General features: G+C 54.8%; 19 protein-coding genes and 1 tRNA gene. 6 read left to right on the forward strand and 14 right to left on the reverse strand.

Annotated features, from left to right (window positions below; translation table 11 throughout):
• Positions 1-58: 58 nt before the first annotated feature.
• Complete coding sequence (locus tag P0R35_RS01910; RefSeq protein WP_284013574.1) at positions 59-904, reverse strand: geranylgeranylglycerol-phosphate geranylgeranyltransferase; 846 nt, start codon at positions 902-904, stop codon at positions 59-61.
• A 327-nt stretch (positions 905-1,231) separates the two neighbouring features.
• On the opposite strand from P0R35_RS01910, the gene P0R35_RS01915 reads away from it, so the two are divergent.
• A tRNA-Arg gene (locus P0R35_RS01915) sits at positions 1,232-1,306 on the forward strand.
• Positions 1,307-1,811: 505 nt separating this feature from the next.
• Here P0R35_RS01915 and P0R35_RS01920 read toward each other — a convergent pair.
• Genes P0R35_RS01920 through P0R35_RS16535 form a run of 4 tightly spaced genes read right to left on the reverse strand, consistent with a single transcriptional unit; the run spans position 1,812 to position 8,496 of the window.
• Complete coding sequence (locus P0R35_RS01920; protein ID WP_284013575.1) at positions 1,812-4,721, reverse strand: type I restriction endonuclease subunit R; 2,910 nt, start codon at positions 4,719-4,721, stop codon at positions 1,812-1,814.
• Positions 4,718-6,061, reverse strand: a complete 1,344-nt coding sequence (locus P0R35_RS01925; protein ID WP_284013576.1) for a restriction endonuclease subunit S — start codon at positions 6,059-6,061, stop codon at positions 4,718-4,720. Before P0R35_RS01925 ends, P0R35_RS01920 begins: the two co-directional genes overlap by 4 nt.
• Positions 6,058-8,052 carry a type I restriction-modification system subunit M gene (locus P0R35_RS01930; protein ID WP_284013577.1) on the reverse strand — a complete coding sequence of 665 codons (1,995 nt, stop codon included), beginning with the start codon at positions 8,050-8,052 and terminating at the stop codon, positions 6,058-6,060. Before P0R35_RS01930 ends, P0R35_RS01925 begins: the two co-directional genes overlap by 4 nt.
• Positions 8,053-8,112: 60 nt before the next feature.
• Entirely contained in the window at positions 8,113-8,496 is a 384-nt protein-coding gene (locus tag P0R35_RS16535; protein WP_432765022.1) for a DUF7344 domain-containing protein, read from the reverse strand.
• 213 nt (positions 8,497-8,709) lie between these two features.
• Here P0R35_RS16535 and P0R35_RS16355 point away from each other — a divergent pair, with 213 nt between their 5' ends.
• Positions 8,710-8,847: a hypothetical protein gene (locus P0R35_RS16355; protein WP_345782777.1), complete on the forward strand. Its 138-nt coding sequence runs from the start codon at positions 8,710-8,712 to the stop codon at positions 8,845-8,847.
• Between the two features lie 98 nt (positions 8,848-8,945).
• On the opposite strand, the gene P0R35_RS01940 is transcribed toward P0R35_RS16355, so the two are convergent.
• Positions 8,946-9,593, reverse strand: coding sequence for a DUF8102 family protein (locus tag P0R35_RS01940; protein WP_284013579.1), 648 nt, complete (start codon positions 9,591-9,593; stop codon positions 8,946-8,948).
• Positions 9,594-9,722: 129 nt separating this feature from the next.
• Between P0R35_RS01940 and P0R35_RS01945 the strand changes: the two genes are divergently transcribed.
• From P0R35_RS01945 to P0R35_RS01960, 4 genes are all read left to right on the forward strand, one after another.
• On the forward strand, positions 9,723-9,866 hold the full coding sequence (locus P0R35_RS01945; protein ID WP_284013580.1) for a hypothetical protein: 144 nt from the start codon (positions 9,723-9,725) through the stop codon (positions 9,864-9,866).
• A 226-nt stretch (positions 9,867-10,092) separates the two neighbouring features.
• Positions 10,093-11,184 (forward strand): CRISPR-associated protein Cas4, encoded by a 1,092-nt coding sequence (locus P0R35_RS01950; protein ID WP_284013581.1) that lies wholly within the window; start codon positions 10,093-10,095, stop codon positions 11,182-11,184.
• Complete coding sequence (locus tag P0R35_RS01955; RefSeq protein ID WP_284013582.1) at positions 11,177-11,962, forward strand: transcription initiation factor IIB family protein; 786 nt, start codon at positions 11,177-11,179, stop codon at positions 11,960-11,962. Before P0R35_RS01950 ends, P0R35_RS01955 begins: the two co-directional genes overlap by 8 nt.
• Positions 11,955-12,911 carry a recombinase family protein gene (locus P0R35_RS01960; protein ID WP_284013583.1) on the forward strand — a complete coding sequence of 319 codons (957 nt, stop codon included), beginning with the start codon at positions 11,955-11,957 and terminating at the stop codon, positions 12,909-12,911. The genes P0R35_RS01955 and P0R35_RS01960 overlap by 8 nt, the downstream gene beginning before the upstream one ends.
• A 128-nt stretch (positions 12,912-13,039) precedes the next feature.
• Here the strand turns inward: P0R35_RS01960 and P0R35_RS01965 are convergent, their stop codons facing one another.
• The 8 genes from P0R35_RS01965 to P0R35_RS02000 form a co-directional block, all read right to left on the reverse strand.
• Positions 13,040-14,251 (reverse strand): recombinase family protein, encoded by a 1,212-nt coding sequence (locus P0R35_RS01965; protein WP_284013584.1) that lies wholly within the window; start codon positions 14,249-14,251, stop codon positions 13,040-13,042.
• A 212-nt stretch (positions 14,252-14,463) separates the two neighbouring features.
• Complete coding sequence (locus P0R35_RS01970; protein ID WP_284013585.1) at positions 14,464-15,600, reverse strand: tyrosine-type recombinase/integrase; 1,137 nt, start codon at positions 15,598-15,600, stop codon at positions 14,464-14,466.
• A 269-nt stretch (positions 15,601-15,869) separates the two neighbouring features.
• Positions 15,870-16,442, reverse strand: coding sequence for a hypothetical protein (locus tag P0R35_RS01975; protein WP_284013586.1), 573 nt, complete (start codon positions 16,440-16,442; stop codon positions 15,870-15,872).
• 325 nt (positions 16,443-16,767) lie between these two features.
• A complete protein-coding gene (locus tag P0R35_RS01980) occupies positions 16,768-17,733 on the reverse strand; it encodes an outer membrane protein assembly factor BamB family protein (RefSeq protein ID WP_284013587.1) in 966 nt (321 codons plus the stop codon).
• A 1,083-nt stretch (positions 17,734-18,816) separates the two neighbouring features.
• Positions 18,817-19,827, reverse strand: coding sequence for a tyrosine-type recombinase/integrase (locus P0R35_RS01985; RefSeq protein ID WP_284013588.1), 1,011 nt, complete (start codon positions 19,825-19,827; stop codon positions 18,817-18,819).
• A 715-nt stretch (positions 19,828-20,542) separates the two neighbouring features.
• Positions 20,543-22,054, reverse strand: coding sequence for a hypothetical protein (locus P0R35_RS01990; RefSeq protein WP_284013589.1), 1,512 nt, complete (start codon positions 22,052-22,054; stop codon positions 20,543-20,545).
• Positions 22,054-23,283, reverse strand: coding sequence for a hypothetical protein (locus P0R35_RS01995; RefSeq protein ID WP_284013590.1), 1,230 nt, complete (start codon positions 23,281-23,283; stop codon positions 22,054-22,056). Before P0R35_RS01995 ends, P0R35_RS01990 begins: the two co-directional genes overlap by 1 nt.
• 591 nt (positions 23,284-23,874) lie before the next feature.
• On the reverse strand, positions 23,875-24,531 hold the full coding sequence (locus P0R35_RS02000) for a helix-turn-helix domain-containing protein (RefSeq protein WP_284013591.1): 657 nt from the start codon (positions 24,529-24,531) through the stop codon (positions 23,875-23,877).
• Positions 24,532-24,555: the final 24 nt, after the last annotated feature.

Here is a 24,555-nt window from a genome sequence, read left to right on the forward strand (position 1 = left end):
ATGATTGGGAAGACGACGGGACGACGGCTGCCGATCCGTCGGGCGCCGTCCGCGCCGCTCACGCGACGACCGTGGCGGCGCGTCCCGCGACGAACGCCGCCGCCGCCAGGAACGTCCCCCGTTTGATCCACGTCTGGGCGGTTCCGGGGTCGCGAAAGCCCCACGCCGTCGCGCCCAGCATCGTCGCGTCCGCCGGCACGACCAACACGAGGTACGCCAGCCCGAACGTCCCCCCGAGGACCGGGAGCGCGCTCGCGAGCGTCGCCACGGCCATCACGGCCGTCGCCAGCGCCAGCGCCGTCCGTTCGCCGACGACGATGGGGAGCGTCCGGAGCCCCTCCTCGCGGTCGCCGGCGACGTCCTCGACGTCCTTCACCACCTCGCGGGCGAACGTCGCCGTCGCCGCCAGCGCGAACAGCGTCCACGTCGGCGACGCGATCGGCCCGACGGCCGCCGCGCCGAACAGGAACGTCGAGCCGGTGAGGTACGCGACGACGAGGTTGCCCACCGCCGGCAACCCCTTGAACAGCTGTGTGTACGCCACCAGCGCCAGCAGGTTCGCCACGGCGATGCCCAGCGCCAGCGGCGGGAGCGACACCGCCGCGACGACCGCCGCGAGGAACAGCGCCGCCGCGTACGCCGCCGCGGCGCGCGCCGACACGCGACCGCTCGGGATCGGCCGGTCCGGGCGGTTCACCGCGTCGATGTCGCGGTCGAAGTAGTCGTTGACCGCGTTGCCCGCGCCCGTCGCCGCGACGGTCGCGACGACCGCCAGCGCGACCGCTCGCGTCGACCCGAGTCCGCCCGCGACGAACGCGCCGACGAACGTCAACACGCCCGCGGCGACGGCGTTGCCGACGCGAGCGAGTTCGAGGTAGCCGCCCAGCGTGCGTGTCGCTGCCATCGTTCCCCGGCACCGACCGACCGGGGATAAGCGACGCGGAACGGCCGCGCGGCTCGCGGTGTATCGAGAGATTGCCCGGGCGAGTTGACGCCCGAGCGTCCCGGTGCCACTGATCCGCCGGTGGATTCTGCGACCATGCGGCAAGCCCGACACCGGGACCCAACCCAACATGGAACCAACGCCCGTCCGACTGCCCGCCTCCGCCCCGACCGTTGTGGCCGTCGTCGCCGATCGGTGACAATCAACTGTGGTATAAATATCTTCGGCTACGGGGCGTCGACCGGAAGCGCGGGACTTAAGCGGGACAGTCGGGTATCTGGACGCGAAGGGCGCTTAGCTCAGTCTGGACAGAGTGCTTGGCTTCGGACCAAGTTGCCGCGGGTTCAAATCCTGCAGCGCCCATTCGTTTCTCGAACGGTCCGAATCCGATAGACGTGGGCGGGTTGTTTATATACCAACCGTGGCTGCTGACTTTGATTTCGTTCGATGGGCGAACGATTCCGAACGATCGTGCTTCCGTCTGGGGTTTGCGCACATCTAAACCGGGGTGAAATAGTCATAATCATTGACTCGTTGGATGTGACAGCGAATGCTGATCGTTGTCTCGCGCGCGCAGTTCTCTACGAACGAGACTAACAGGCATTTTGGATTGGAATCAACGATCTTGCTTGAGCCTGTGCGCGCGAACGGCTCCGGCGTTTCTTCGCTGATCTCACCGCTCTCAGTGTGAGCAATCGCGGTGGCTGAGTGGTTGATGCGATAGTAGACGCATTGCTGGCTCGAAGTAGTAGGCTGTCCGTGTTGGCCACCTAGTGCCGTGACCGTAGTAGACGCAATTTGTCAGGGACCGTCGAATTGTTTTTACCCTTCAGCTTGACTCGCGTCGTAGACAGCACTCCGAAGATGCCTAGTTATCGCATCCTGCACCTCGTCGTTGTCCATAAACTTCGCAAAGAGCTTCCTGATTCTGGTCCATCCGGTCAATGAACATATTGGTCAGAGCGTCGTCGAACTCCAGCGCGAAGTTCTCCATATTGTTCACTTGAGCCGAACGGCGAAGCCGATCGTCCTCCAGCGCATCCTCCTTCAACTGGTCCAAGAACAGTTGATCGGCGTCGGTGAAGTCCGTCCCAAGTTCTTCGTTGATTCGGTCGACGATGCGTGAAAGCTCCACCTCGTCGTCCTCAGACGATCCGGTTCCAGTATCGCTCGGTGAGGAGACACCTTTCCCAGACGGTCCGAGGTCGATGCTTCCCTCCTCGTTCTTTTCCAGTCGGTAGTACTGGAGTGCGAGCTCGTCATCAAACTCGACACTGGAGCCGCCTGAACGGGGGAGTTCCTTGTAGAGGAACCTGCCGAATGTGTAGAGTTTCTCAAGCTCTTCGTCGGCGTAGTTGACAATCTGCGACTGGAACTTGTAGAGGCGGAGGAACGAGCGGAGTTTCGATATGAACTCGTCCTGCTTCTCGACTGTCGCGGTCTTGAATTGGTGCCTTGCTGGCTGCACAAGGCTACTCAGCTTTGCGTGCGCTCCCTCGGTCCCGGTGTTCGACGGGTCGAAGAACGCTTCCGCGAAACGATCGACTTCCTCTTCCCTGTAGATTCTGAACGCGTCGAGTTCCGCTTCCAACTGGTAGATATGCTGGGGATCGGTCTTACCGTCCAACGTCGTCTTTTCGTAGTAGGGCTCGAACGCCTCACGGATATCCTCGTGATCGTTCTCGAAGTCGAGGACGAACGTGTCGTCCTTCCCCGCGTAGCGACGGTTGAGCCGTGACAACGTCTGGACGGCCTGGATCCCGGAGAGCCGCTTATCGACGTACATCGTGTGCAAGCGGGGCTGGTCGAAGCCAGTCTGGTACTTGTCGGCGACGACGAGAACACGGTGCTCCGGCGTGTCGAACACGCTCGGAAGTTCCGACTCCTTGATCCCGTCGTTCATTCCCTCCTCGGTGTACTCGATACCACCGTCTTCGACTGTCCCGGAGAAGGCGACGAGCGTTCCGAGGTCATACCCTTGCTCGTCAGTGTACTCGTCGATCGCCTTCTTGTAGCGAACGGCGGCCTTCCGCGAGGACGTCACGATCATTGCCTTCGCCTTGCCGCCGATCTTCTTGCTCGTGTGCTCCCGGAAGTGCTCAACGATGATCTCGACCTTCTGTGAGATGTTGTGCGGGTGGAGCTTCAGGTACTTCGAGACCGCCTTGACCGCCTTCTTCTCCGGCACCTCCGGATCCTCCTCGATGGCCTTGGCGATGCCGTAGAACGTCTCGTAGGTCGTGTAGTTCTGCAACACGTCGAGGATGAACCCCTCCTCAATCGCCTGCTTCATCGAGTAGAGGTGGAACGGCTCGGGGTCTTCACCGTCCACGCTGTGGCCGAACGCCTGCAACGTCTTCCCCTTCGGCGTCGCGGTGAACGCGAAGAAACTGAGGTTCTCTTGGTTCCCCCGTGTCTCCGCCGCCTGCGCGATGGCGTCTTCGGCGTCCGCGTCGTCCGGGAGGTCCAACCCCGAGAGGATCTGTTTCATCTCGTGGGCCATCTCTCCCGACTGGCTACTGTGCGCCTCGTCAACGACGACAGCGTAGTCCCGTTCGGGCAGCTTCTTCGCGTGTTCGACGACGTGCGGGAACGTCTGGAGCGTCGTGATGACGACCGGCTTTCCGGCTTCCAACGCCTCCGCGAGTTCCTCAGACTTCGAACGTCCTTCTCCCTTGATCGCGTGGACGATCCCCGTCTTGTGGTCCAACTCGTAGATGGTGTTGCGAAGCTGTTCGTCTAGGACCGTGCGGTCGGTGACGACGACGACGCCGTCGTACACCGCTTCGTCGTTCGTGTCGTGCAGTGAGACGAGGCGATGGACGAGCCACGCGATGGACTTGCTCTTCCCGCTTCCGGTGGAGTGCTGGATGAGGTAGTCCTCACCCGCGCCGTTCTCGCGCGTACTGGCGATCAACTTCCGGACGCATTCGAGCTGGTGGTACCGAGGGAAGATCATCGTCTCTTCTTCCCCCACCTTCACGCCGTCCTGGTAGATCTCCTCCGTGTCGATGTGGATGAACCGCTGGATGATCTCCATCCAACTGTCCTTCTCCCACACCTCCTTCCAGAGATATGCCGTCCGGTGATCGTCTTCGACCGGCGGATTCCCAGCGCCCTTCTCGTGACCCTTATTGAACGGGAGGAAGCTGGTATCGTCGCCGTTCAGTTCGGTCGTGTACGCGACCTCACGGGTGTCGATCGCGAAGTGAACGAGTGCCCCGCGCTTGAACCGGAGCGCAGGCTCGCCGGGGTCGCGGTCCTGCTTGTACTGCCGCTTCGCGTGGTCGACGGTCTGATCTGTCTGGGGGTTCTTCAACTCCGCCGTCGCGACCGGCAGGCCGTTGAGACTCAATGCGAGGTCAATCTCTAGAGACTGATCGGTCGGGGAGTATCGGAACTGCCGCGTCACACCCAACTGGTTCGCCTCGTAGCGGCGCTGCACCTCGGGGTTCTTCCCCGTGTTCGGTTGGAAGTACGCGAGATCGATGCGGGTGCCGGTGGTTCGGAAGCCGTGGCGGAGGAGGTGAAGGGTGCCGTGATTCTCTAGTGCGCTCGTGAGTTCGCGGAGGAACCGTTCCTCAGCCTTCCCCTTATATGCGTTCTCCAGCTTCGCCCACTGGTCGGGCTGTGTCTCCTGAACGAACGAGACGACGACGTCGGGGAAGATCCCGCGTTCGGCGTCGAAGTTGCTCTTGTGGATTTGCTCGTAGCCACGGTCGAGCAGTTGGCTTTCTATGTGCGTCTCAAAGGCCTGCTCGTCGTACTGATTGCTCATACAGGTTGATCTTGCATATCACCTCGTTCCTCGCTTACATCAATCTGGCCCGTTACAGCAGCAGTGATCAGGGCTTGGCGCTTTTCGGAAAGTAGTTCTCTAATTGATTCGATATTTTTGCTCACCTGACTAAGTTGATCGATTTTCGAGTCGAGGGATCTTGCGATCATTGTTTGTTCGTCTTCCGGAGGAACAGGGATTATTCCCCTCCTCAAGTCATACAAGTTCACTCCTTGAACTGTCGCACCTCTGGATACCAAATCCATCTGCTGACGGAAAGGCTCAGATTGCAGAGCATATTGTAGCCAATCGGGATCAATATGCTCTTTTGGCGAGATCCTCGCAGTATCCTGGGTCAGATTGGCACCTTCCAACTCAGGAGGGATTTTGACCACTCGGCCAACGCTGCCACGAATTTCGTATACTAAGTCTCCAGCATCCAATTCGGACCTGCTGTATTGGTTAGATTTTTGCTCAGTTGTTTTCGATAACAACTCTGGATCAAGTCGCTCTGGCTTACAGTCGCCGCCTTTGATGATTGGAACCCCCTCATCACGATTAGGCCCTGGCTTAATGATGCCATAGACTATCGGTGTATGGGATTTGCGCAGGTGATTCAGCCTCTTTAATTCCCAACCATAAGGGATTTGATCATACCATTCTGAATCAACATTAAAGAAAGATCGGTCTTGGTGAACACCGCTGACTACCTCGTTAGTTATTAGCGATTTTTTGTACTCATCTAGTAGCAATTTTAATTCGTCTAAATAATCTATTGACTCAAATATCCCCGATGATTTCTTCTTGATGTATCTTGAAATATCTGCTTGCACCGGCAGGGGTGGGACAGGGATCTTGAGGTTGCCCAAATCTGCCGACCCAATAGCCGGATAGGAAACACCAGTTGAATTCGCAACAATCCACTCAATGTATGGGTTCGCTCGAATACAATAAGACAGATACTGAGGGAGAACATTCTGTTGAGGTCTAAGCACTGCAAATCCAGAGGACACAACTGTATTCTCTGTTGGTTCATCGATATAAGCTATTGCCCTCAGATACGTTCTCACAGTGGAAACTATTGTATCTCCATGGCATACCAATCGTTTGGCACGGCTTGGGGCTTCTCCAAATGTGATCTCCTCATCGAAGGTGATTTCCCCACGATCACTGACGGAGGAAATGTCAATATATTTTATTTTGTCATTTTGATCAAACTCCCCGGTCACAGAATCAGGGTTGATCTCGCAGGCATATTTCAACGGAACGAGTGACCAATCTGAGGGGATACTAGTCACTGGTGCGTCTTCTTCGCCGACAGTAGTTGTCTCAATTGTCATTTTTCTGTGAGCGAATTCAGCATATCCACAAGTTCATTCTCTACCTCGGATATTTCTGAATTGATCTCACTAACTGGACGTGGCGGGGTGTACTTGTGGAAGTATTTTTCAAATTTTATCTCATACCCGACTACACCAAGTGCGCCATCTTGATCGTCGTGATATTTACTGCTCTCATTAATCCACGCATTTTGCGAGTACGGTGCGACCTCTTCCTCAAAGTATTCGCGAATGTCCGTCCCAAGGGGAACACGCTCCTTCTCACGTAGGTCCGTATCGTGCTCGGGATTACCATTCCCGTCGCGACAGATCTCCGCTTCAGGGTCACGTTCACCCAGCGCCCGTTCGATGGCGTTGTAGACGCTGTTTCGCACGTCCAACCCCTTCATATTGAGCGTCAACTCCACCTCGTTCATAAACGCCTCGCGATCCATCCAGACTTCGTCGCTGTCGAGTTCACCGAGCGCCGCCTTGATCCCTTCCTGGACTTCCTCGTCGCGGTTCGTGAACGCACGTTCGTCGTCGAGAGACTCGATCGCCTCCTCGGTCGCCCGGAAGCGTAACCGAAGCGGGCGGTCGATGACGATGCGGCGGTAGCCGAACTCTTGGTTGTCGACGACCTTCGAGCGCCCGTTGTCGTCGAGGTCGCCGAAGATCCGCGTGATCTCGGAGATGTGCTCTTCGGTGAGTTTGTGACGCTTCTCGCCGAGGCTCTCGTCCATCTCCTCGTACAGTTCGCGGGCGTCGATGAGCTGCGTCTTGCCCTTCCGTTCCTCGGGCTTGTCGTTCGATAGCACCCAGATGTACGTCCGGATCCCCGTGTTGTAGAAGAGGTTCTCCGGGAGCCCGACGATCGCCTCAAGCCAATCGTTCTCCAGGATCCAGCGCCGGATCGCCGACTCTCCGCTGTTGGGACCGCCGTTGAACAACGGCGATCCGTTGAACACGATGGCGAGGCGTGACCCACCCTCGTCGGTGTCCTTGCGCTTGCTGAGCATGTGCTGGAGGAACAGCATCGAACCGTCGTTCACGCGCGGCGTCCCAGCGCCGAATCGACCGGCGAACCCTTTCTCCTCGTGTTCGCGCTCGATCTCTTCTTTGACCTTCTTCCACGAGACGCCGAACGGGGGATTCGAGAGCATATAGTCGAACGTCCGCCCCTCGAAGCCGTCGTTCGTGAAGGAGTTCCCGTACGCGATGTTCTCCGGGTCCTGCCCCTTGAGGAGCATATCGGAGTTACAGACCGCGTACGACTCGGGGTTGAGCTCCTGCCCGTAGACGTGGAGGCTTGCGTCACCATTCATCGCGCGGACGTGGTCCTCGGCGACGCTGAGCATCCCACCGGTCCCACACGCAGGGTCGTAGAGGGTCCGAACCGCGCCACCTTCGGTTAGGATTTGGTCGTCCTCGCTGAAGATGAGGTTCACCATCAGCTCGATGACCTCTCGGGGGGTGAAGTGCTCCCCAGCGGTCTCGTTGCTGAGCTCGTTGAACTTCCGGATGAGCTCCTCGTAGATGTACCCCATCTCCTCGTTGGGGACCGTGTCGGGGTGGAGGTCGATCTCGGCGAACGACTGCATCACCTTAAACAGGAGATCCGCTTCGGCGAGTCGCTCGATCTGGTGGTCGAAGTCGAACTTGTCGAATATCTCCTTCGTCTCCTCGTCGTACTGGTTGATGTAGTAGTCGAGGTTCTCGGCGAGCTGGTCCGGGTCGTTGCACAGCGACTCGAAGGTGTACGTACTCGTGTTGTACACCTCCGCGTTCGCCGCGCGTCTCAGCGCCGGTGCCTTGTTCTCGATTCCGGACTCTTGGAGCTGCTCGTACCGCTCCAGTACTTCGTCCTTGTTACGCTCCGTGACACAGTCGAGGCGACGGAGGACGGTCAGCGGGAGGATGACCTTCTGGTACTCCGACTGCTTGTAGTCCCCTCGGAGAAGGTCCGCGATAGACCAAATAAAATCCGCCTTCTCGTTGAAGTTGTCTACCATCTATTCTGGGGATGGCGAGTCACTTGGATAAACGGTCCGGTGAAGATACCTGCCCAGTCGCTACTGGTCATCGAAATCAGTCCCGGTTGACGGTTCAAAATGCGCTACAGTTACTGCACCGATTCTCAACAACAGTGCGGCTACGCTTAGGTTCGGTCCAGGTGAGATTGTCTGTCGCTGAGGGTCATAGATGATGACACCAGCGTCCTGAAGTGCCGGTAGATGCGTCTGCGAGAGCGAATTGTACACGTTTCGATATGGCTCGCCCGTCGCATGGGAGACTTGCACTTGTTCCTCACGTGCAGAGATCTCACGAGCGAGAGACCGAAGAGGTACTACTGGGAGTTCGCGCTCGTAGAGAATAGAGATAGTCTGCCTGCGGCGGGGCGTCCGTAGAATATGGTAGAGGTTGGACTCAAAGTCGTCTCCTGCTTCGTTGTTCATGACTGTGCGATTGGATCGTTGACTATTCTGACGGTGTTGACGGCATTAACTCCTTCGTAGGAGCAAACGTGTAACAGATGTGATAGCAGAAGTCGGCCAATGGAAAACGGACCAGGCCGTCCGCCTTCGGTCTCAGACGATCAGATACTGGGGGTCTTCGAATCGGCAGTAGACCCGGTACTAACGGCGTCGGAGGTCGCGGAACGGCTTGGAATGGGGCGGCGGGGGATCCTCACTCGACTTGAATCCCTCGAAGAACAGGGATATCTCCGCTCAAAGAAAGTCGGCGGAAGAAGTACTGTTTGGTGGTACCCTGGACACAGTTCTACAAGACCAGTAAACCCCGAATAGATGGCTCGGTCTACTGTAGGTTTTGAACGACGGATTCCACTGGAATCATCAGAATCACTTTTGACTACACGTAGCGTGGCCGAATCAAGAGCAATCACTTAATCAAACTCTGGCTTCCCGACATACTGATCAAACCAGCGGGATGCATCCAACTGAGAAATTTTCCGCAGCTGGCGGAGTCGCAACACTTCCTCGGCTATCTCTGATTCCTCTGATGGCAAGTCCTGTTGAATACCCTGCAGGTAGTTGTCCCGCAACACGAGGTTTCCGTAGTTGAGATCGAGATCCACACCGATCTCCCGGTAAGTCTGGAGGTTGTCGTGCTGGTACTCCCGGTATCCCCGCTCAATACCCCCCTCAACGAGTCCCTGCATCAGGACTTGCGTCTCCTGCTTGCCCCCCGCGTACATCCCGTAGCTGAAGAACTCGAAAAGATCCAACCAACTCCAGAGCAACTGGTCAATGTCTGGGTGGGCTGAGGTCCGCCCCTCTTCGTCCAGTTGTCGGCGCTCACGCGACCAATCGTAGGCGGGTTCGAACAGCTGTTGGATGTCCGCAACAGGGAGGTTCTGGGCGATTATGTGGAAGTCGTAGAGGGCGTTCTTGATCCTTTCTCGAATATTGTAGCGACGTACATTCTGGGCGTTTCTATCGAGATTTTCGCCAGCTCGACCGAGTAGGATTTGGCGGTCGCGCTTGGTCAGGATCCCCCGGTCTCGTTCGACCCAATCGAATTCTTCCGACATATCTTAGCTCACCAGCTAATTGTGATGCCATATTACTTATCTGCTGGGCTTATGCTGCAAATCAGTTAATTTCACCCCTGTCCTGGTTGGACGTGTATGTCCGGTCTTGGACTACTCGCGGCGGTAGCGATGTTCACACTGACAAATGTATTCGCGGGGATGCTCCCGACAACGTTCACCGGTGATGCCCAGTTCGCCGTCTGGCTGGTCGCGCTCGTCGTCGCCATCGCCAGCTATATTTCGGTCGAGCAGGCGATGGCAAGTGCTCGGTAAAAAAAGGGAAGCTCTTGTCGCAGGTTCTCTTCATATATTGATTGGTGAGTACGACCACAGCCGATAGGCGGTCAAGTTGGCTTTCAGTTACCTGCTGCAGTTACAATTCTCATCATCGGGCCCAGTTCAACAGCCATTGACCCACTAGGGCAGTTCAATTACCTAAGAATCAATGACCGATTGAGCAAGTTCGGGGAACGCATAGTATAGGTAGTCAAATCTCGCCATGCCTGAACCAGCACCCAACACCCAATCTCGAGATCCAATTGACCCTGAAAGCGTAATTTCTCAACTCTGCGGCGACTCATTCGCGAGGTGGTATGACGATCGTGAGTTTCGACAGAACATTCTAGAAGGGCAGCCATATTTCAACGATCTAAATATATTGGATGATCCGAATCGCCACAGCCCAAGTGGCTTATTGAACTGCCACCGAAAGCAGTTCTATCAGAAGCTGAACTCGCCCAGAGAGAAAGCGAATCCTGATGGCATCTTCTGGTTTGGAACCGCTTTCGAAGAGCAGATCGTACTGCCATTTATACAAGATCTAGCCTCGGAGGTTGGAGGATACGTTCGAAAGCATGATTGGATCGATTACAGTACGGAGGTAGACAACACCGAATTACGATTCAAAGGAAGAACAGATCCTCTGATTGTTGATTCCGACTCGGTACCAATCGTTCCGATTGAAGTTAAAACGAGAAAGTCGGTCGAGTCGCTCGATTCGCCCTCCCCCAAACACAGGGCACAGCTTCACGCGTACATAGTTGGTCTGAGCCGCAAGTACGAAATCAAGCCGCCTGATGGGGTAATTCTGTACGGAAGCCGAGAGACGTTCGACGTCAAGACCTTTCACATTGAGTACAGCGAGCAGTTTTGGGACGAAGTTGTAGTCCCCTGGGCAGCAACGCAAACGACCTCGCTTCTCGACGAAAATCTCCCACCAGCAGACCCAGAACAAGAGTGGGAGTGTGGATATTGCTCCTATAGAGAGCGCTGTGGTAAAGGAAAATCGCCAGTGAAAGATAGCGGTGCCCACGGATTTGTTCCAGGATACACAGAATATCCCCACGAGAATGTGGAAGAGTACTTACGCCTGTTTCCAAGCGCCGCTATCCCCTCTGCAATTGCTTCGAAATTCCCCGATCTTGCTTCGGACCATTCCATCCAGGAGTGGTCCTGTGACCGCTGTGGATACTGTGCCGAGTGGGACGCCGTCAAATCAGCTGGAGAGCCACTCTGTCCAGAGTGTGCTGAGGATGATATCTTGATATCGCTCTCACGACCAGAAATGCCCACGGTGGTCCCTGATGAGTGATGCAAACGTCGGTACCTGTGCCAATCTGTGCCCTCTCTGTGGATCCAAGTCAGGGCTGGATCCAGAGTACATGTTCGAGCAGGTCTGCGCTAATTGTGGCTTTGTTCTAGATGGTAACGACCCCAAGTTGTTCTTCCAGTCACAGAGGCCAGCAAGTGAATCCAATTTGGCGACTGAATCGTGGCTTGAGTTCGCTTCGGTACGCAACGCGACTGAGGATCGCTTAGTCACCGCTATTGATACCATTGAGCAGCTGGGGCTACTGCTGGGCTTAGGAACTCAGTCTCGGATTCGAGGCGCAGAAATTTTCGGCCGTCTATTCGTTAATGGCGACACACACGGACGCAGAACCGAGGAACTTGCTACAGCCGCACTGTACTGGGCAGTGCGAACCGCTGACCAGCCAGTTCCGATGACAGTGTTCGCTCGATTCGGTGAAATCGAAAACTCTTCGCTCCGTCACTCCATTGACACGGTCCGTTCAGTTCTGGACATTCCAATCCCTCCAACTACACCAACAGATTACGTGGGATACCTATCTCACAGGCTCGAACTCACCGATTCAGAAGCTAATGATCTGAATCAGCGTCTTCAATCGTTTGAGGCCGTCTGTGAATGGACGGGTAGAAATCCGATAGGCGTTGCAGCTGCAGCAGTCTACCGACTACTGGATGGCGATAAGACACAGGCGGAAATCTGTGAGGCAGCAGGGATCTCCACCGAGACGATCCGGGTCAGAATAGCCGAGTTAGCAGAGGCAAGAGTCAATGATGAATGAGGCTCTGTCAGAATCTCAGGATTCAGGGGTGGACGATTATGTTGCCGTGGCGATTTATGCTCGAACATCGTCGAAGAGCCAGCAGTTTGGCTATTCTCTCAACGAGCAAGTTCGCCAGTGCTTGAAGCAGTGCGAGGTACAAAATTGGACAGTTCGGTTCATCTATCGAGATGAGGCTGAAAGTGGGAAAGACATAGAGCGCCCGATGTTCCAAAAGATGATGGCTGGAGCGGAGCGGCGTTGGTTCGACGTGATACTCTTCTGGAAGTTGGATCGCTTCTCAAGGAGTCTTATGCACGCCGTACAACTGGAATCGGGTCTTCGGGAATACGGAGTTGGTCTGTTCAGCGTCACCGAGCAGATAGACACCACCACTGCTGCAGGTCGGTTCAACTTCCGCAACATCGCGAGTGCAGCGGAGTTTGAACGCGACATGATACAGCAACGGACTCAGATGGGCCTCAGAGCCCTCGCGATGGATCACAAGTGGCCGAACGACCGACCACCCTTGGGGTACACGAAGCTCCCAGACGAAAGGCTCTCTATCGACTCTGAGGCATCCGACCTCGTACGAGCCATATTTGAATCATACATCGAGGAGCGTTCCATGCCCAGAGTTGCGAGGAAACTAAACGAGAATAGATCTCTGACAAGTCAAGGTAACAAATGGTGTCCTCGGGCAGTAGGAGATATTCTGCGAAATGAACTCTATACTGGGCAGTATTCAGTAGGAGATGTCTCTGAGTATGTTTCTGAATACAGAATTATCCCTGATGACGTATTCGTACGAGCGACTGAAATAAGAATGCGGTTTCAGAACCGCTCCGTGCCGCAACGTCAGATGGAACCCTCTCGAAAAGAGCGGATCGTACGGGATGTAATGGATACCTATGTCGAATTCTTGAAGTCCGGTCAAGCATCGTTAACGGACCCCAAGAAAACTATCTGAGTTTGGGAGGAGTGACGTACTACACATTGAAGGTGTATCCAGCGGTGCTAACGAATGATGTGGATGGTAAAATCAACAGAGGTGGCCGTCGCTACCGGTCGAACCGTTGCTACGGCCAAAGTACTTCTTCAGTTCTTCAGTTGGTCCAAGAGGCTCCAGAAGTCCGGTAGCTTCTGAAGGAGTTCCATGTGTTCGTAATCGCTGTCTCGGGGCCACTTACGCGACTTCCCGCACTCAGTGCAGCGATACATGTGGCCCTTGATTGGTGCACCGGTGATCGATCGCTGTCCGTCTTTCACCAGCGCACCACGGCATGATTCGCACCGCAATTCGACTAGAGGGCTGGACTCAACGACAGTGAACAGGTCGAACTCTTGGATGAAATCTACAAGCCCTTTTGAGTTGTCAGTTTCATATTTCTGGTTCTTCTCTTCGATGATACGTTGCGCTTCGTCGAACGTTCTCTCGTCGACGATCTGAAGCTCTGGTTCATCTCGAATTTTCCTTCCTTCGTAGTCGAGTGCGGTGTTTTCGGGGAGTTGCGGTTTCCCTTTGTACGCGAATTCTTGGAGTAGGGTTTTCACACGGTGGCCATCGAGGACATCACCGTGTCTTTGTTCAATACGTCGTTTCGCTTCTTGATATACCTCACAGTCCACGAATTCCTCAAACAGGTCTTTGACGATAGGTGCTTTTTCAGCGTTCTTCTGAATCCAGTCATCGTCAGTTAGATCGTAACCAAGCGGAACGATGGGGTTGACTGCTTTCCAATTCTTTTTCTCGATGAAACTTCGGGCCATCGATTCCTTCGATTTCCTGATTCGGAAATCGTTGTTCAGCTGTGCCATGAGCGACATGAGCGTGGTTTGCATGAGACCACGGGTGCTTGAGACGTCTTTCTGACCAGACGGAGTGATCAGAGTCACGTCACATTCTGTTTGAAGAATGTAGATGAAGTAGAGCGTCTCAGCTGCTGCTCGACCGATTCGGTCAACATCTTGAACGAGAAGATATGACGGCCCCTCCATTTGCGCTTCTCGGAATACCCGCTGAATACCATCTCGCTCAAAACTACCACCGGTTTGCGCCCGATCTTGGATCGGTTCGCAGTGAAGTGGGATGTCTTCGTTCTTAGCTATGCGTTTCAGTTGATCGACTTGTGTTTCTAGGCTATCTCCTTCACGAGCCTGTTTTTGACTACTGACCCGTGCGTAGATGATGCCAGTGTCCTCGCTCTCGTCAGATTGGTCTTCTCCGTTCCAACAGTCTGGCTTGGAACCCGCGTTGGGAGAGTTCTGAGAGGTGTCTTCGAAGTTGGTTAACTCAGACTGCTCCTTCACCGATGACGAGAGTAGAACTAGTGGAACTATCCAACTCAAGATGCTAACACGGCTGATCTGCTGATAAGAGGTCTGCCCCTGAGTACTTATAGAGGGTAGGATACGGAGAGGGTACCCTGAGCGTATCCGACCTTTCTTAAGTAGTCTGTGGCAGATGCTGCGTAGCTTATAAACAGTTGGATGGAACCAGATCGCGGCCAGAGCAACGAACATTACAGATATCCTCCTTCATCGACATCTTGGTGCAGTCGCTCGAGCCGACGACGACGGAACTTACGACGCTGTTCGGGGGTTCGCTCGTCGTAATGTTTCTCGATGACCGATTCACTCACATCGCAACGGGCACTGAGCGTTCCGACCCTGAGCCCCTGTTGGCGCATCTGTGAGATGTATCCATGGCGGAGCGCGTACGGTGGCCGACTCGATGGACACTTCGACGCTTTATCACTGCTCTTGGCTGCCTCACACGATGCCGGATCCTTGTCATGTGGACAGCCCGAACCGATCTCACACGGTCGGCTCCACTTGTAGATATATTTCCGCATCGTCGACTTCGAAAGACGTCCCCTTGTTGAGGTGAGGAACGGATGTCGTCCAGAAGGCGAAGTCGAATCAACCCGATGGTGTTCGACGTAGTCGCGGAAGATCTCTGCGACGTCGTTGTTGATGACAAGCTCAGTTTCACCTTTTTCACCGTTCTTGAGCGATGTCTCGCTTGGCCGATGTCGGAAGGCAAGGTAGGGCTCGTCGCCCTCTAGACGGAGATCTTTGAGATCGAGTGAGTGCAGACAACCAGGACGACGACCTGTGTGAGCATGGAAGGCCCAGACGACGTGATCTGCAGTTGCGTATCTGTAACTCGAGAGGTGCTCAAGAATATCCTTGACACGGCTGTCAGAGATATCGATGTCTCGGACTCCTTCCCCTTCTGCAAGGGTTGGTGGATCAATGCGCTCGTGCAGACCCGACCGGACAGCCTCTATGTCCTCTAAGAATTTGATGAAGTCCCGAAGAAGGTACAGATCATCCCGCATAGTCTTCGGTGACAGCGGTGAATCACCGTTGTGACTGTCTTTTCGACGCCAGTGACGATACTGCGTGAGCTGCCGAATGGTCACTTCACTCAGGACGTCGATCCCCCGCATCTCGCAGAATCCTAAGAAGTACTCTAGCTTCCTTCGATATTCTTCTGTGGTGTTAGATCGGACAGTAAACGACTTGTGCTCTAAGAATTCGGACACACCTTCTTTGGGTGTGATTTCCTCCAGACTACCAGTTACACTCTCGAGAAACTCCGGATTTTCCGCGAGGAGCTGACTGAGGAGTTCTTCGGTGCGTGTCTCGGTCACGCTTCATCACCTTTGGACTTGTTCGAGCAGCGATTCCACTCTCGGGTTGTGATTTGCAATTTCGCGTTCATATTCTATAAGGCGATTTGAGGAGAACTGGAGATCAGTTGAACTGTCTTAGCAGCCAGAATCGATGTTTCAATTATCTTACTTCTGACTGCGTCTTTAACCTCAAAAACGCCACACGTCCACGGAAGAAAAATTCTAATTCGACACGCCATTTACACAACAAACTGATCTCACAAACCGAGCGAGAATTTCTCCTCGTCCTAACGCAAAGATTCCTTGATCTTGTTACAGGCTCGAGCCCCGTTGACACCGTGCCGTTCACACACTTCCTCGAACCGATCCTTTCCAGAAATACGGGCATCAAATGATTTCAGCCGGCTTGCCTCTTCATCGCCGACATAGGCGATCGCTCCTAAAGCCAGCCCGACGATTCCGCCGTTCTGATTAAAACGACGTCCGTCGATGGAACCTACGATTTCACGAACGCGGGTTCTTTGGTATCGGGTTATCCCTACGGCAGTAGCTAAAGCTGCAGCTACTCGAAGTTTATCTAAGTGCGTTCGACGGCTCGTTTCGTCACGAAGCCAGTCGTGCTGATGTCGCCAGAGTCGGTCGTACTGCTTCTCATTACGATCATCACCTGTTTCATCAGCATAAAACGTCGTTCGCGCGGATCTGAATGGAATCAATTTAGTCAGATCGCCTTGCTGCGGCATGCACTCGCGAATCGTCAATGAGCCATCCCCAGACTTCTTGGATATTAACTGACCAGCCGCGGTGGAGCCATCTTCAAGATCAATCGTCTTTCTCCAATAGTCGTCAAATCTACTCATACTATGCACCGCCAACTATAGGCTACTGTTCACAGTCTACTTAAAGAAATGTCGGTGAAGGCTGAGCCAGACACCTACTATTGACCTGCCGTAGCAAAGCCGCCAATGATTCAATTGAAATCACACTTCCTTAACTTGTCAATGGAAGCGCACAGAAGTCGAATGCACATTCATCAATCCACGTTCGAGAAGATTAGTCGCAAATGCACGGTTCGTCAACTGATTACTGAGTCGGTGATCTGCTGACTTGACTACAAACTCTTCTTACTCACCCGCGTGTCCTTCTGTGATTTGTTGAAGTGGAAACTGCCTCGAGAGGATCAGTTCACTCCGATTCAAATGCTCTGACTCGGCCCGCCTCGTCTCCAATTACCAACAGTCCGTCTATCTCAGTGGCCGCCGAATAAGGTTCTGCGAGTTTCATCTCGATTAATACCTTCCCGCTATCAGGGTCAATCGATTTGAGATGGCCGTCAGCTCTGAAATATGCGCGGTTCCCAACGGCTTGGACGGGGCCAGCACGGTGGTCACTACCAACCTTGGGCTGGTACACGACATCACCGCTCCGGTCAACACCGAGCAACCGATTTCCGATATGAACAAATGCAAGATCGCCAACGCGAGCCACGCCATCCACGTGCAGCGGTTGGTTCCATGAGTGTGGCAATTCGATATTCCGAATAACGGAATTACGTCTGCGATCTAAAGCAACAAGCATGACATCGCCGTTTCTGTCTTCACCGCAGTAGTACGAAACCCGCTCGTCATCTGTCAGTGATGTGATTCGGTCAACTGCAGCGTTCGGGATTTCCTGTCTCGAATCAATGTTCGTTGACCCAACTGACTCAATGAATCGGTTATCGGTGAAATAGACACTATCACCGACGGCGTCCATACCAGTGTAGTCAGACCGGAATTTCCAAAGTGAGCTTCCGTCGGTCGAGTCAAACCCCTCTAGATATTCGTCCGGCGTCATCCCGCCATCAGCTTCGTATCCGATGACGACAGCCGAGTCGGCGACCGTTATACTGGGAACCCGATATCTAGTGTCGAACTCTCGTTCGACTGTCCATCGCTCTGCGCCGGTACTGGTGTCAATAGCTGTGATTTGTGTTCCCCCGGCATACACAAGGGTCCCGGCGGCAACTGCGATTTGATCGTACAATTCTACGCCAGGGTCAACTGTCCACTCTTCTCCACCGGACTGGGAGAGCCGCTTGATAAGCCCCGATCCTGTTTGAACGATCACGCCCTCACCGTCCGTGTACAGTTGCGAGATCGGCTCCGGCACAGCCAAGTCGTAGGACCACGCCTCGGTGAGACCAACCGACTGTTCTGTGGCCGCTGCGGTGGCTTGTTGGTTTGGCTGGTCGGTCGTGTCTGCGGCTGCAGCCGCAGAGTTGGAACCTGATTGTTGCTGAGTCGAAGGACCAGACTGTGTCGAATTGAACAGTGTCGCTCCGATCCCGAATCCGAATAGTCCAGTTGCACCGGCGGCCAACAGTAACCGCCGTGTAGAACCTCGACGACCCCCTTCCTCACCTGTGTCGGCTATCCGATCGGTGCCAGGGTCTCGGTCATGACCTTGCTTGCTAGATGTTGATTCAGAATGTGATGCTCGGTGTGAGGTCCTCTGCGAGGCAGTGCCGTCGCTGTCGTGGCGTGAATTCGAATTTTTCCGTCTTCTTCTTCGGTCATTCTCGCCAGTAGTTGAGTTAGCTTGTCCCGCTCTCTGATGTGAGGATTGTTTTGAACCGCTTGAGGTCGAACCTTGACTGGTCCCACTATCTGTCCCTCTATCTGAGCGAGTCGATTTGTCAGTATTTGTCTGGTGTGTCCACGATGCCGAATCTCCAGTCGAGTCGTCAGTGGTGCCTTCGGAGTCAGTCGCTGTCTGGTCAGCAGAGTCACCCGCACTGGATTCGGAATCGGAGCCAGTTGATGATGCGGTTGTATCATCCGTATCGGAGCCCTCTTCGCCGAAGACGTCGCTCCAACTCCCAGCGAAAGTTGTGCCGAACCCAATCGCCTCCTCACCAAGAAGGACCGCCTTTGCCCGATTGATATCGATTGTCCGCTGTGACGCCGCTTTTATTTCGGCTTCTGAAGCGCCCGTTCCGCGGAGCGCATCGCCGCTGTTAGTCTTGATCCACTCTTTCCAAGCCCCTTTGATTTCGTCAGGTGAGGCTGATGAGTCGACACCCAGAATCTGTCGCAATCGCTTGTGAGTAACGTCACGGCTCATCTATTCTATGAGAAAAACGAACGAAGGCAGTCGAATTCGTGATCTGTTCACAGTGTTCGCCTGAGGTCAGTTTGGGGACATAAACGTATCTGAGACAGATCAAGTATTGATAACAGGTGGCTCCATCGCCTATAGGTTGTCAAGATACTCCCTACGCTGTTCCATCTTCTCCCGCTCTGTCCGTTGATCGTAATGCCGGTCTAAGACTCCCTCAGAGACATTAGCTCGATCACTGACAGCAGGTTTTGGCCACCCATGATTGAGCGCATACGTGATCCCGCCTCGGCGGATAGCGTGTGGGCTCCTGCTGGAGGGACACTTGGATGCTTCATCGTAACTAGTCGCGTCGCACATAGGACGCGTTCGTCCGTGTGGACACTCGATACCGATCTCGCAGGGACGGGTCCACCGATAACAGTCCCCTCTGAGGGTAGTCGTGTGAGCACGCCCTTTAGAAGTCGAAATCAATGGTTGACGTCCATACTGGTCAACTGCGTCCCCCCTCGTTATTTCTATCCAGTCGTCAAGAACAGTACAGACATCCTCTGAGAGTGCGATGAACCGTTGACCACTCTCCTTGTTCTTGATTGGGGTTCCTGTCTCTGGCCGATGGACCACACGGAGAGATTGATCCACCGGGTCATAATCATCAAGATCGAGAGCATGAGCCGCACCGACCCGCATCATCGTGTGCCACAATAATGTGAGTACTACATGTGGGCGTGAGGCATACTCGAATTTGTTCAGATGATTCAAAATTGCTTCAGCGCGATCACTGTCCAGCATCACCGTTCGGACGTTGTCTCCGTCCCCCAGATCTGGTGAAAGCACCTTGGTGTGTAGGTCTCGCTCAACCCCCTCTATCGATTCCAGCCACCGAATGAACACACGGAGCGTGTCCATCTGCGTTTTTTCGGTGACGGGCTTGAGACCGCCTTCCTCACGCCGCCAGAGTCGGAAGTAGTGGAGGTCTCGACCAGTGATGTCGTTCAGGTTGGTGATTCTCTGTTGATCACACCATCGAATGAAGTGTCCTAGCCGCGAACGGTGCGAATAGATTGTTGCTTGTGATGTCTCATGCTCACGGTCGGTGAGATAGAGGTCGAGTGCTGATTCTGGATTGATCGGTTCTAGCGACATAGTTTGTTGTCTGCGACCCCCTCGGAAACGCCCACTCAGATCGGTCGCCTTACGGCCTCTAAGCGAAATCATTCGACACTCGAACAGAAGCCTGCCTCGCCCATCGCTTCTCGAACAGGCCAAATCCGGCAGACGTGGATGGGTTCTTTATAAGCGACTGTGGCTGCTGAGAGCGAGTTCGTTCGATAGGCGCACGATTCTGGACGAGCGTGCTTCCCGATGGGATTCTCGCAAAGATAGACGAGCGTCGAATAGCGATAATCAATGGCTCGTTGGATGTTTCGGCGACCACTAACTGGTTGGACTCAGCGAATCCGATGCCGTCGCGGTGTGGCAAACGATCGATGTCGGCGGGTGAGATGGTACCACGGCCACGGTCATGTGAGGACAGATGGCGGAACCTATCCCCTATCGTTCGACGGTCGGGTCCGCTCGCTCCTGGGCAAACAGGTCGAGGACGATCTTCGAGCCGCCAAGTATGACAGGGCCAACGAACAGGCCGATGGTCCCGAACAGAACCATTCCCCCGAAGATACCCACCGATCGTCGCGACGTTGATCGCCCCGCTCCGGTTGATGATCGCCGGTCGAAGATAGGGTCCGAGGCGCTGACCACCGACCCGTAGACGAAAAACAGTACCGCGGTAGTGGGGCGATCGATCGCCGAAAGGTACCCCGATCAGGACGTCTGTCGCTGGCAGATGGGATTTGATGGGCTATTTTCGGACCTTCGACAACGAATTCCGCAAGCTCTGGTAGTCTATCTCGGTCTGTGGTGAACTCTTTCCCTTGATGTATTCATCAAAGATGTACTCGATATCACCAGTGGTGATGTCGAATATCCCAATCCCTGAAGGGCCGATTGGAGGCCAGTGTTCAGGGTCATCGCCATGGTTCCGGGTTTGGTGTTCGATGAATTCCGTCTCATGGCCGTGGTAGTCGTCATCTGTGAGGAGCGAATTGAAGTGTTTGTGTGTTTGGACCTCGACGCGACGCGCACCATGCTTGTTCTCCCGAACAGCCCTGTAGAACGCCAGTAATGCGTCTATCCGGAGATGGACCACAGTGCTCTTGATAATTGACCCATCAGCGTACCGCTCATTGAGCTTCCTTGCAAACCCGACCAGATTGCTTGTGTTCAATTGGGGGGTGACGAAGATGAAGCCCGAAAAGTGAGTGAGGTCTGCATCGCGTTCATCCATGCCTGATTTATCATGGATTATCTTGGGATACTTCGTCATATTTCGCTGATTATTTGCTGTAAGCTCGTGCGGCTCGTTCTCGGGGCTCGAATACTTCGCATCCCACATATATACATCAGCTCCCCCATTTGGGCGTTGCATACACAGCACCCCGTCTGGGACTTCTTCCCCAGCCATTGTAGTCCCAAACATTCTGGAAGTCATGAAACAGTAGTTCAATAGCGTGTTGACGATGTACTCAAAATCGTCTTCATCGATGGCAGTGACGCCATCGCGCTTGTGGCGATGATTTGTGTACAGGTTCTCAGCGATTTCTGCACGCTGTTCGATGTCGGTCAGGGAATCCACTGCGCGAGCTGCGTCCAAGAGGTCCCAGATCTGACTCTCAAACGCTGAATCATCAGCGTTGAACAAGTCGGCGAAATGTGCGTATGGAAGGTTGAGATCGTCGAACTGGTCGCGGTTGTTGACGCCCTCGCCGACAAGGATGAAACACGCCTGCCGACCGTACAACTTGATCGTTTCTGCGACCGACCGTGGCAGTCGCTCTGTACAAAGATGAATGTCAACCACGTCGGTTACGTGTTCATTATCTCTCAGCAGATCCAAATCAGCAACAAGAATCGATCTGTCGAATGTATGGCCCAGGAACGTCAGTTTGTCTTTCATCTGGACTGATGAATTATCAGTGGCCGTCTTGACTCGGCTCTGAACCCAATTTCGAAGCGCTTCGAAATCGGTGTTGAACTCAAAGGTCTGCTGACGATGTTTCTGGGTCAGGTCGATTTCTCGCCCACACTCACAGATTACGCTTTCTGCATCAGGACTCTCAGAGATATCCACACGCTCACCGCAACCGATGGCTGCAGCTGTCTCGTAATCGTCGTCCTTGCGTGACGTGCAATCTATGAATACCTTCTCTTCTCGTTCTCCGAGGTCAGCATCTTCGAGCGCGTCAAACTGCTCCTCAATATTCGCCCAATCGTTTCTAAATGAGTGGGCCAAGATCTTATCGACCGACGGCATCAGTTTGAGGAGACGTAGAACGGTTGAATGTCGAGGATCTTTTCCATGTCTTGTTCGAACTCTTCGCGCTCATCATCAGTCAGGCCGGCGGCCTGGTATCGCACGTACCACTCGTAGCTGTCTGCTTGACGCGGGAACAATGTGTACGTCTTCCCGTCTTTGGAAATCACGATCTGAGCGACATCACGCATGTCATCAACGAAGCCAGAGTTGACGTTGCGAATGTCTCGAATTGCTGGCAGGATCTTCTGCCCTTCCGTTCGCATCGTCAGTCTGGGACCGTTACTAAGCCCGGAGTCTGAGGCCTTTACGCCCATCACGGTGTGCTTGGATAGCTTGTCGATGGCCTGAATCGCGTCAAATGGGCTGAGGTTGTTGAAGTGGGTATTCGGTTTGCGCTCTTCAGCGCTATCGAATTGGACTGACTGTGACTTGAACGTCGAGCCCAACTGCTCACGAATCGAGCTTGCAGTCGTATTTTTCTCGGTGTACACGTCCACGAACTTGTCGTAAAACCGTGTCACGACGTACTCCGCCTGTTCGACCTCTTCGTTGGTACGCGCCTGTGGGTCGACAGCGTCGCGGTAATGACGCTTGATTGTAATGTACTCGTCGCCCTCATACTCGAAGTCACACCACTTCCGAGCCTCACGGTTGGTCGATTTGGCGACATCTTCGAACTTGCCGATGTCGATATTTCCTGTCGGATTAGCGATCTTCGACGCGTTTTTTCCAATTGCCTTCGGCTTCGGGCGATCGATGTGGGATAGCGAGAAGATGCTTTTCAGGGCATCCTGGTCGTACAAGTACAGAAAAAGCGTCTTGCCGACTCTCCGGCCCTGCTTGTTCAGATCATCGTACAGATCCTGATACCCCGGCTCGACTGTGAGTTGATCGTAGTAATATGAGATGTACTTCTCTTTAATGCCACGTGTAAATTCAAATGCAGCGTACAGGCACTTCAGCCCTTCAGGATCAAGACTATCGATATGATCGAAGGTGTCAGATTTGCTTTGCTTGGCCTTGGTGCGTGACGACTTCCCCTTGACCTGTTCCCAGACGATTTTCACCGCGTCCATATTAATCGCCGGTCGGGAAACGCTATTGCGTGCGGCCCCTCGCTTCTCGTCGTCTGTCCATTTGTTATTGATGAGGTTCCCTGCAACTTCGAGGTCGATCCACGTGTCCGCATCGTATTTCAGCGGAGTGATAGAGGATGACGTAGACATGCTATCAACGAAATATTCAGATTATATAAGGGTTATGTGCTGGTTTTCAGATGATTCAAAATTGCTGCTGTGCTGTTCCTGTCTCCCATCGCCGTTCGGACGTTGTTGCCGTCCCTAAGAACGGGTCAAAGTACCTTGGTGTCGAGGCCTTACTCGACACCCTCTATCGATTCCAGCCACCGAAGATTCTGGGTCAATTGGCTCTAACGACATATTGGGTTGGTTGCGATCCCTCGAAAATGGCATCATCTCGCCCTCCCAGATCGACCACCTCACAGCCTCTAAGGGAAATCGTTCGTATTACGAACAGAAGCCTGCAGCGCCCATCGCTTCTCGAACGGGCAACCTCCGGTAGGCGTGGGAAGGCTGGTCGTGTATCTCCCCATACTGCCGAGTGTGAGGTCGGTCGATGTGCGAACGGTTCCGATCGAGCGCGCTCCCTGCTGAGGTCTCCGCGTATCCAGAACGAGGGCCGAATCGCGATGGCCAATGACGTGTGAATGTGACAGCGGACCTCTCCGACGGCTTGTCGTCGCTCGACCACGGTGGCCTACGAGTGGGGTCGAGAGCCGGGACGTCTCGACGTCGCGACTACCGGTCGAGGAGGAACTGCTCGAGGACGCGGGCGGTGCCGCGCCGGATCGTCTCGCTGGCGGTCGAGGTGTCGACGCCCAACGCGTCGGCGACCTCCGCGAGGGTGCAGTCGCGCGGCACCTCGAAGTACCCGAGGCGCTCGGCGGCGGTGAGACACTCCAGTTGACGGTCGGTGAGCAGGTCGCCGTCCGCCTCCCGGTGGACGACCGACAGCAGGTCGTACCGGACCCCGCTGGCGTCCAGCGTGTCGCCGAACGCGTCGAAGTCCGACCGCGTCGCCGTGATGCCGAACGTCATCGCGCCGTCCTCCACGAGCAGCGGGAACTCGGGCAGGAGCGAACTCCCGCCGAGGAACTCGAACAACGCCTGGTCGCGCGTCTCGTACTTCGAGAGCGCGCGCTCGCCGTCGCAGTGGAGGAGTTCGTGTGCGACGACGTCGCGGTGGTCGGCGATCGCGGCGGCGACACGCCGGGGGTCGTCGGCCCGGATCTCGCCGAGTTCGAGCGTCCGGTCGCCGGTCGGTGCGGCCGCCAACAGACGGAGGCTCGCGTTCGGGAACGCCCGGGACACGTCGCCGATCCAGAGGTCGCTCGGCAGCCGCAGGCGGAAGCGAGCCCGGATCACGAGGCTCCCCCGCCGCGACGGTGGTGGCACGTCACGCCGTTCATCTGCGGGTGG

The sequence above is a fragment of the Halobaculum litoreum genome, from assembly GCF_030127125.1.
GTDB lineage: Archaea > Halobacteriota > Halobacteria > Halobacteriales > Haloferacaceae > Halobaculum > Halobaculum litoreum.

Excerpts from the sequence above, each read along its gene's own strand:
- P0R35_RS16535 (WP_432765022.1), bottom strand. The coding sequence starts at position 8,496 with ATGAACAACGAAGCAGGAGACGACTTTGAGTCCAACCTCTACCATATT.
- P0R35_RS01975 (WP_284013586.1), bottom strand. The coding sequence starts at position 16,442 with ATGAGTAGATTTGACGACTATTGGAGAAAGACGATTGATCTTGAAGAT.
- P0R35_RS01920 (WP_284013575.1), bottom strand. The coding sequence starts at position 4,721 with ATGAGCAATCAGTACGACGAGCAGGCCTTTGAGACGCACATAGAAAGC.
- P0R35_RS01940 (WP_284013579.1), bottom strand. The coding sequence starts at position 9,593 with ATGTCGGAAGAATTCGATTGGGTCGAACGAGACCGGGGGATCCTGACC.
- P0R35_RS01945 (WP_284013580.1), top strand. The coding sequence starts at position 9,723 with ATGTTCACACTGACAAATGTATTCGCGGGGATGCTCCCGACAACGTTC.
- P0R35_RS01960 (WP_284013583.1), top strand. The coding sequence starts at position 11,955 with ATGAATGAGGCTCTGTCAGAATCTCAGGATTCAGGGGTGGACGATTAT.
- P0R35_RS01910 (WP_284013574.1), bottom strand. The coding sequence starts at position 904 with ATGGCAGCGACACGCACGCTGGGCGGCTACCTCGAACTCGCTCGCGTC.
- P0R35_RS01950 (WP_284013581.1), top strand. The coding sequence starts at position 10,093 with ATGCCTGAACCAGCACCCAACACCCAATCTCGAGATCCAATTGACCCT.
- P0R35_RS01990 (WP_284013589.1), bottom strand. The coding sequence starts at position 22,054 with ATGCCGTCGGTCGATAAGATCTTGGCCCACTCATTTAGAAACGATTGG.
- P0R35_RS01925 (WP_284013576.1), bottom strand. The coding sequence starts at position 6,061 with ATGACAATTGAGACAACTACTGTCGGCGAAGAAGACGCACCAGTGACT.
- P0R35_RS01955 (WP_284013582.1), top strand. The coding sequence starts at position 11,177 with ATGAGTGATGCAAACGTCGGTACCTGTGCCAATCTGTGCCCTCTCTGT.
- P0R35_RS01985 (WP_284013588.1), bottom strand. The coding sequence starts at position 19,827 with ATGTCGCTAGAACCGATCAATCCAGAATCAGCACTCGACCTCTATCTC.
- P0R35_RS16355 (WP_345782777.1), top strand. The coding sequence starts at position 8,710 with ATGGGGCGGCGGGGGATCCTCACTCGACTTGAATCCCTCGAAGAACAG.
- P0R35_RS01930 (WP_284013577.1), bottom strand. The coding sequence starts at position 8,052 with ATGGTAGACAACTTCAACGAGAAGGCGGATTTTATTTGGTCTATCGCG.
- P0R35_RS01995 (WP_284013590.1), bottom strand. The coding sequence starts at position 23,283 with ATGTCTACGTCATCCTCTATCACTCCGCTGAAATACGATGCGGACACG.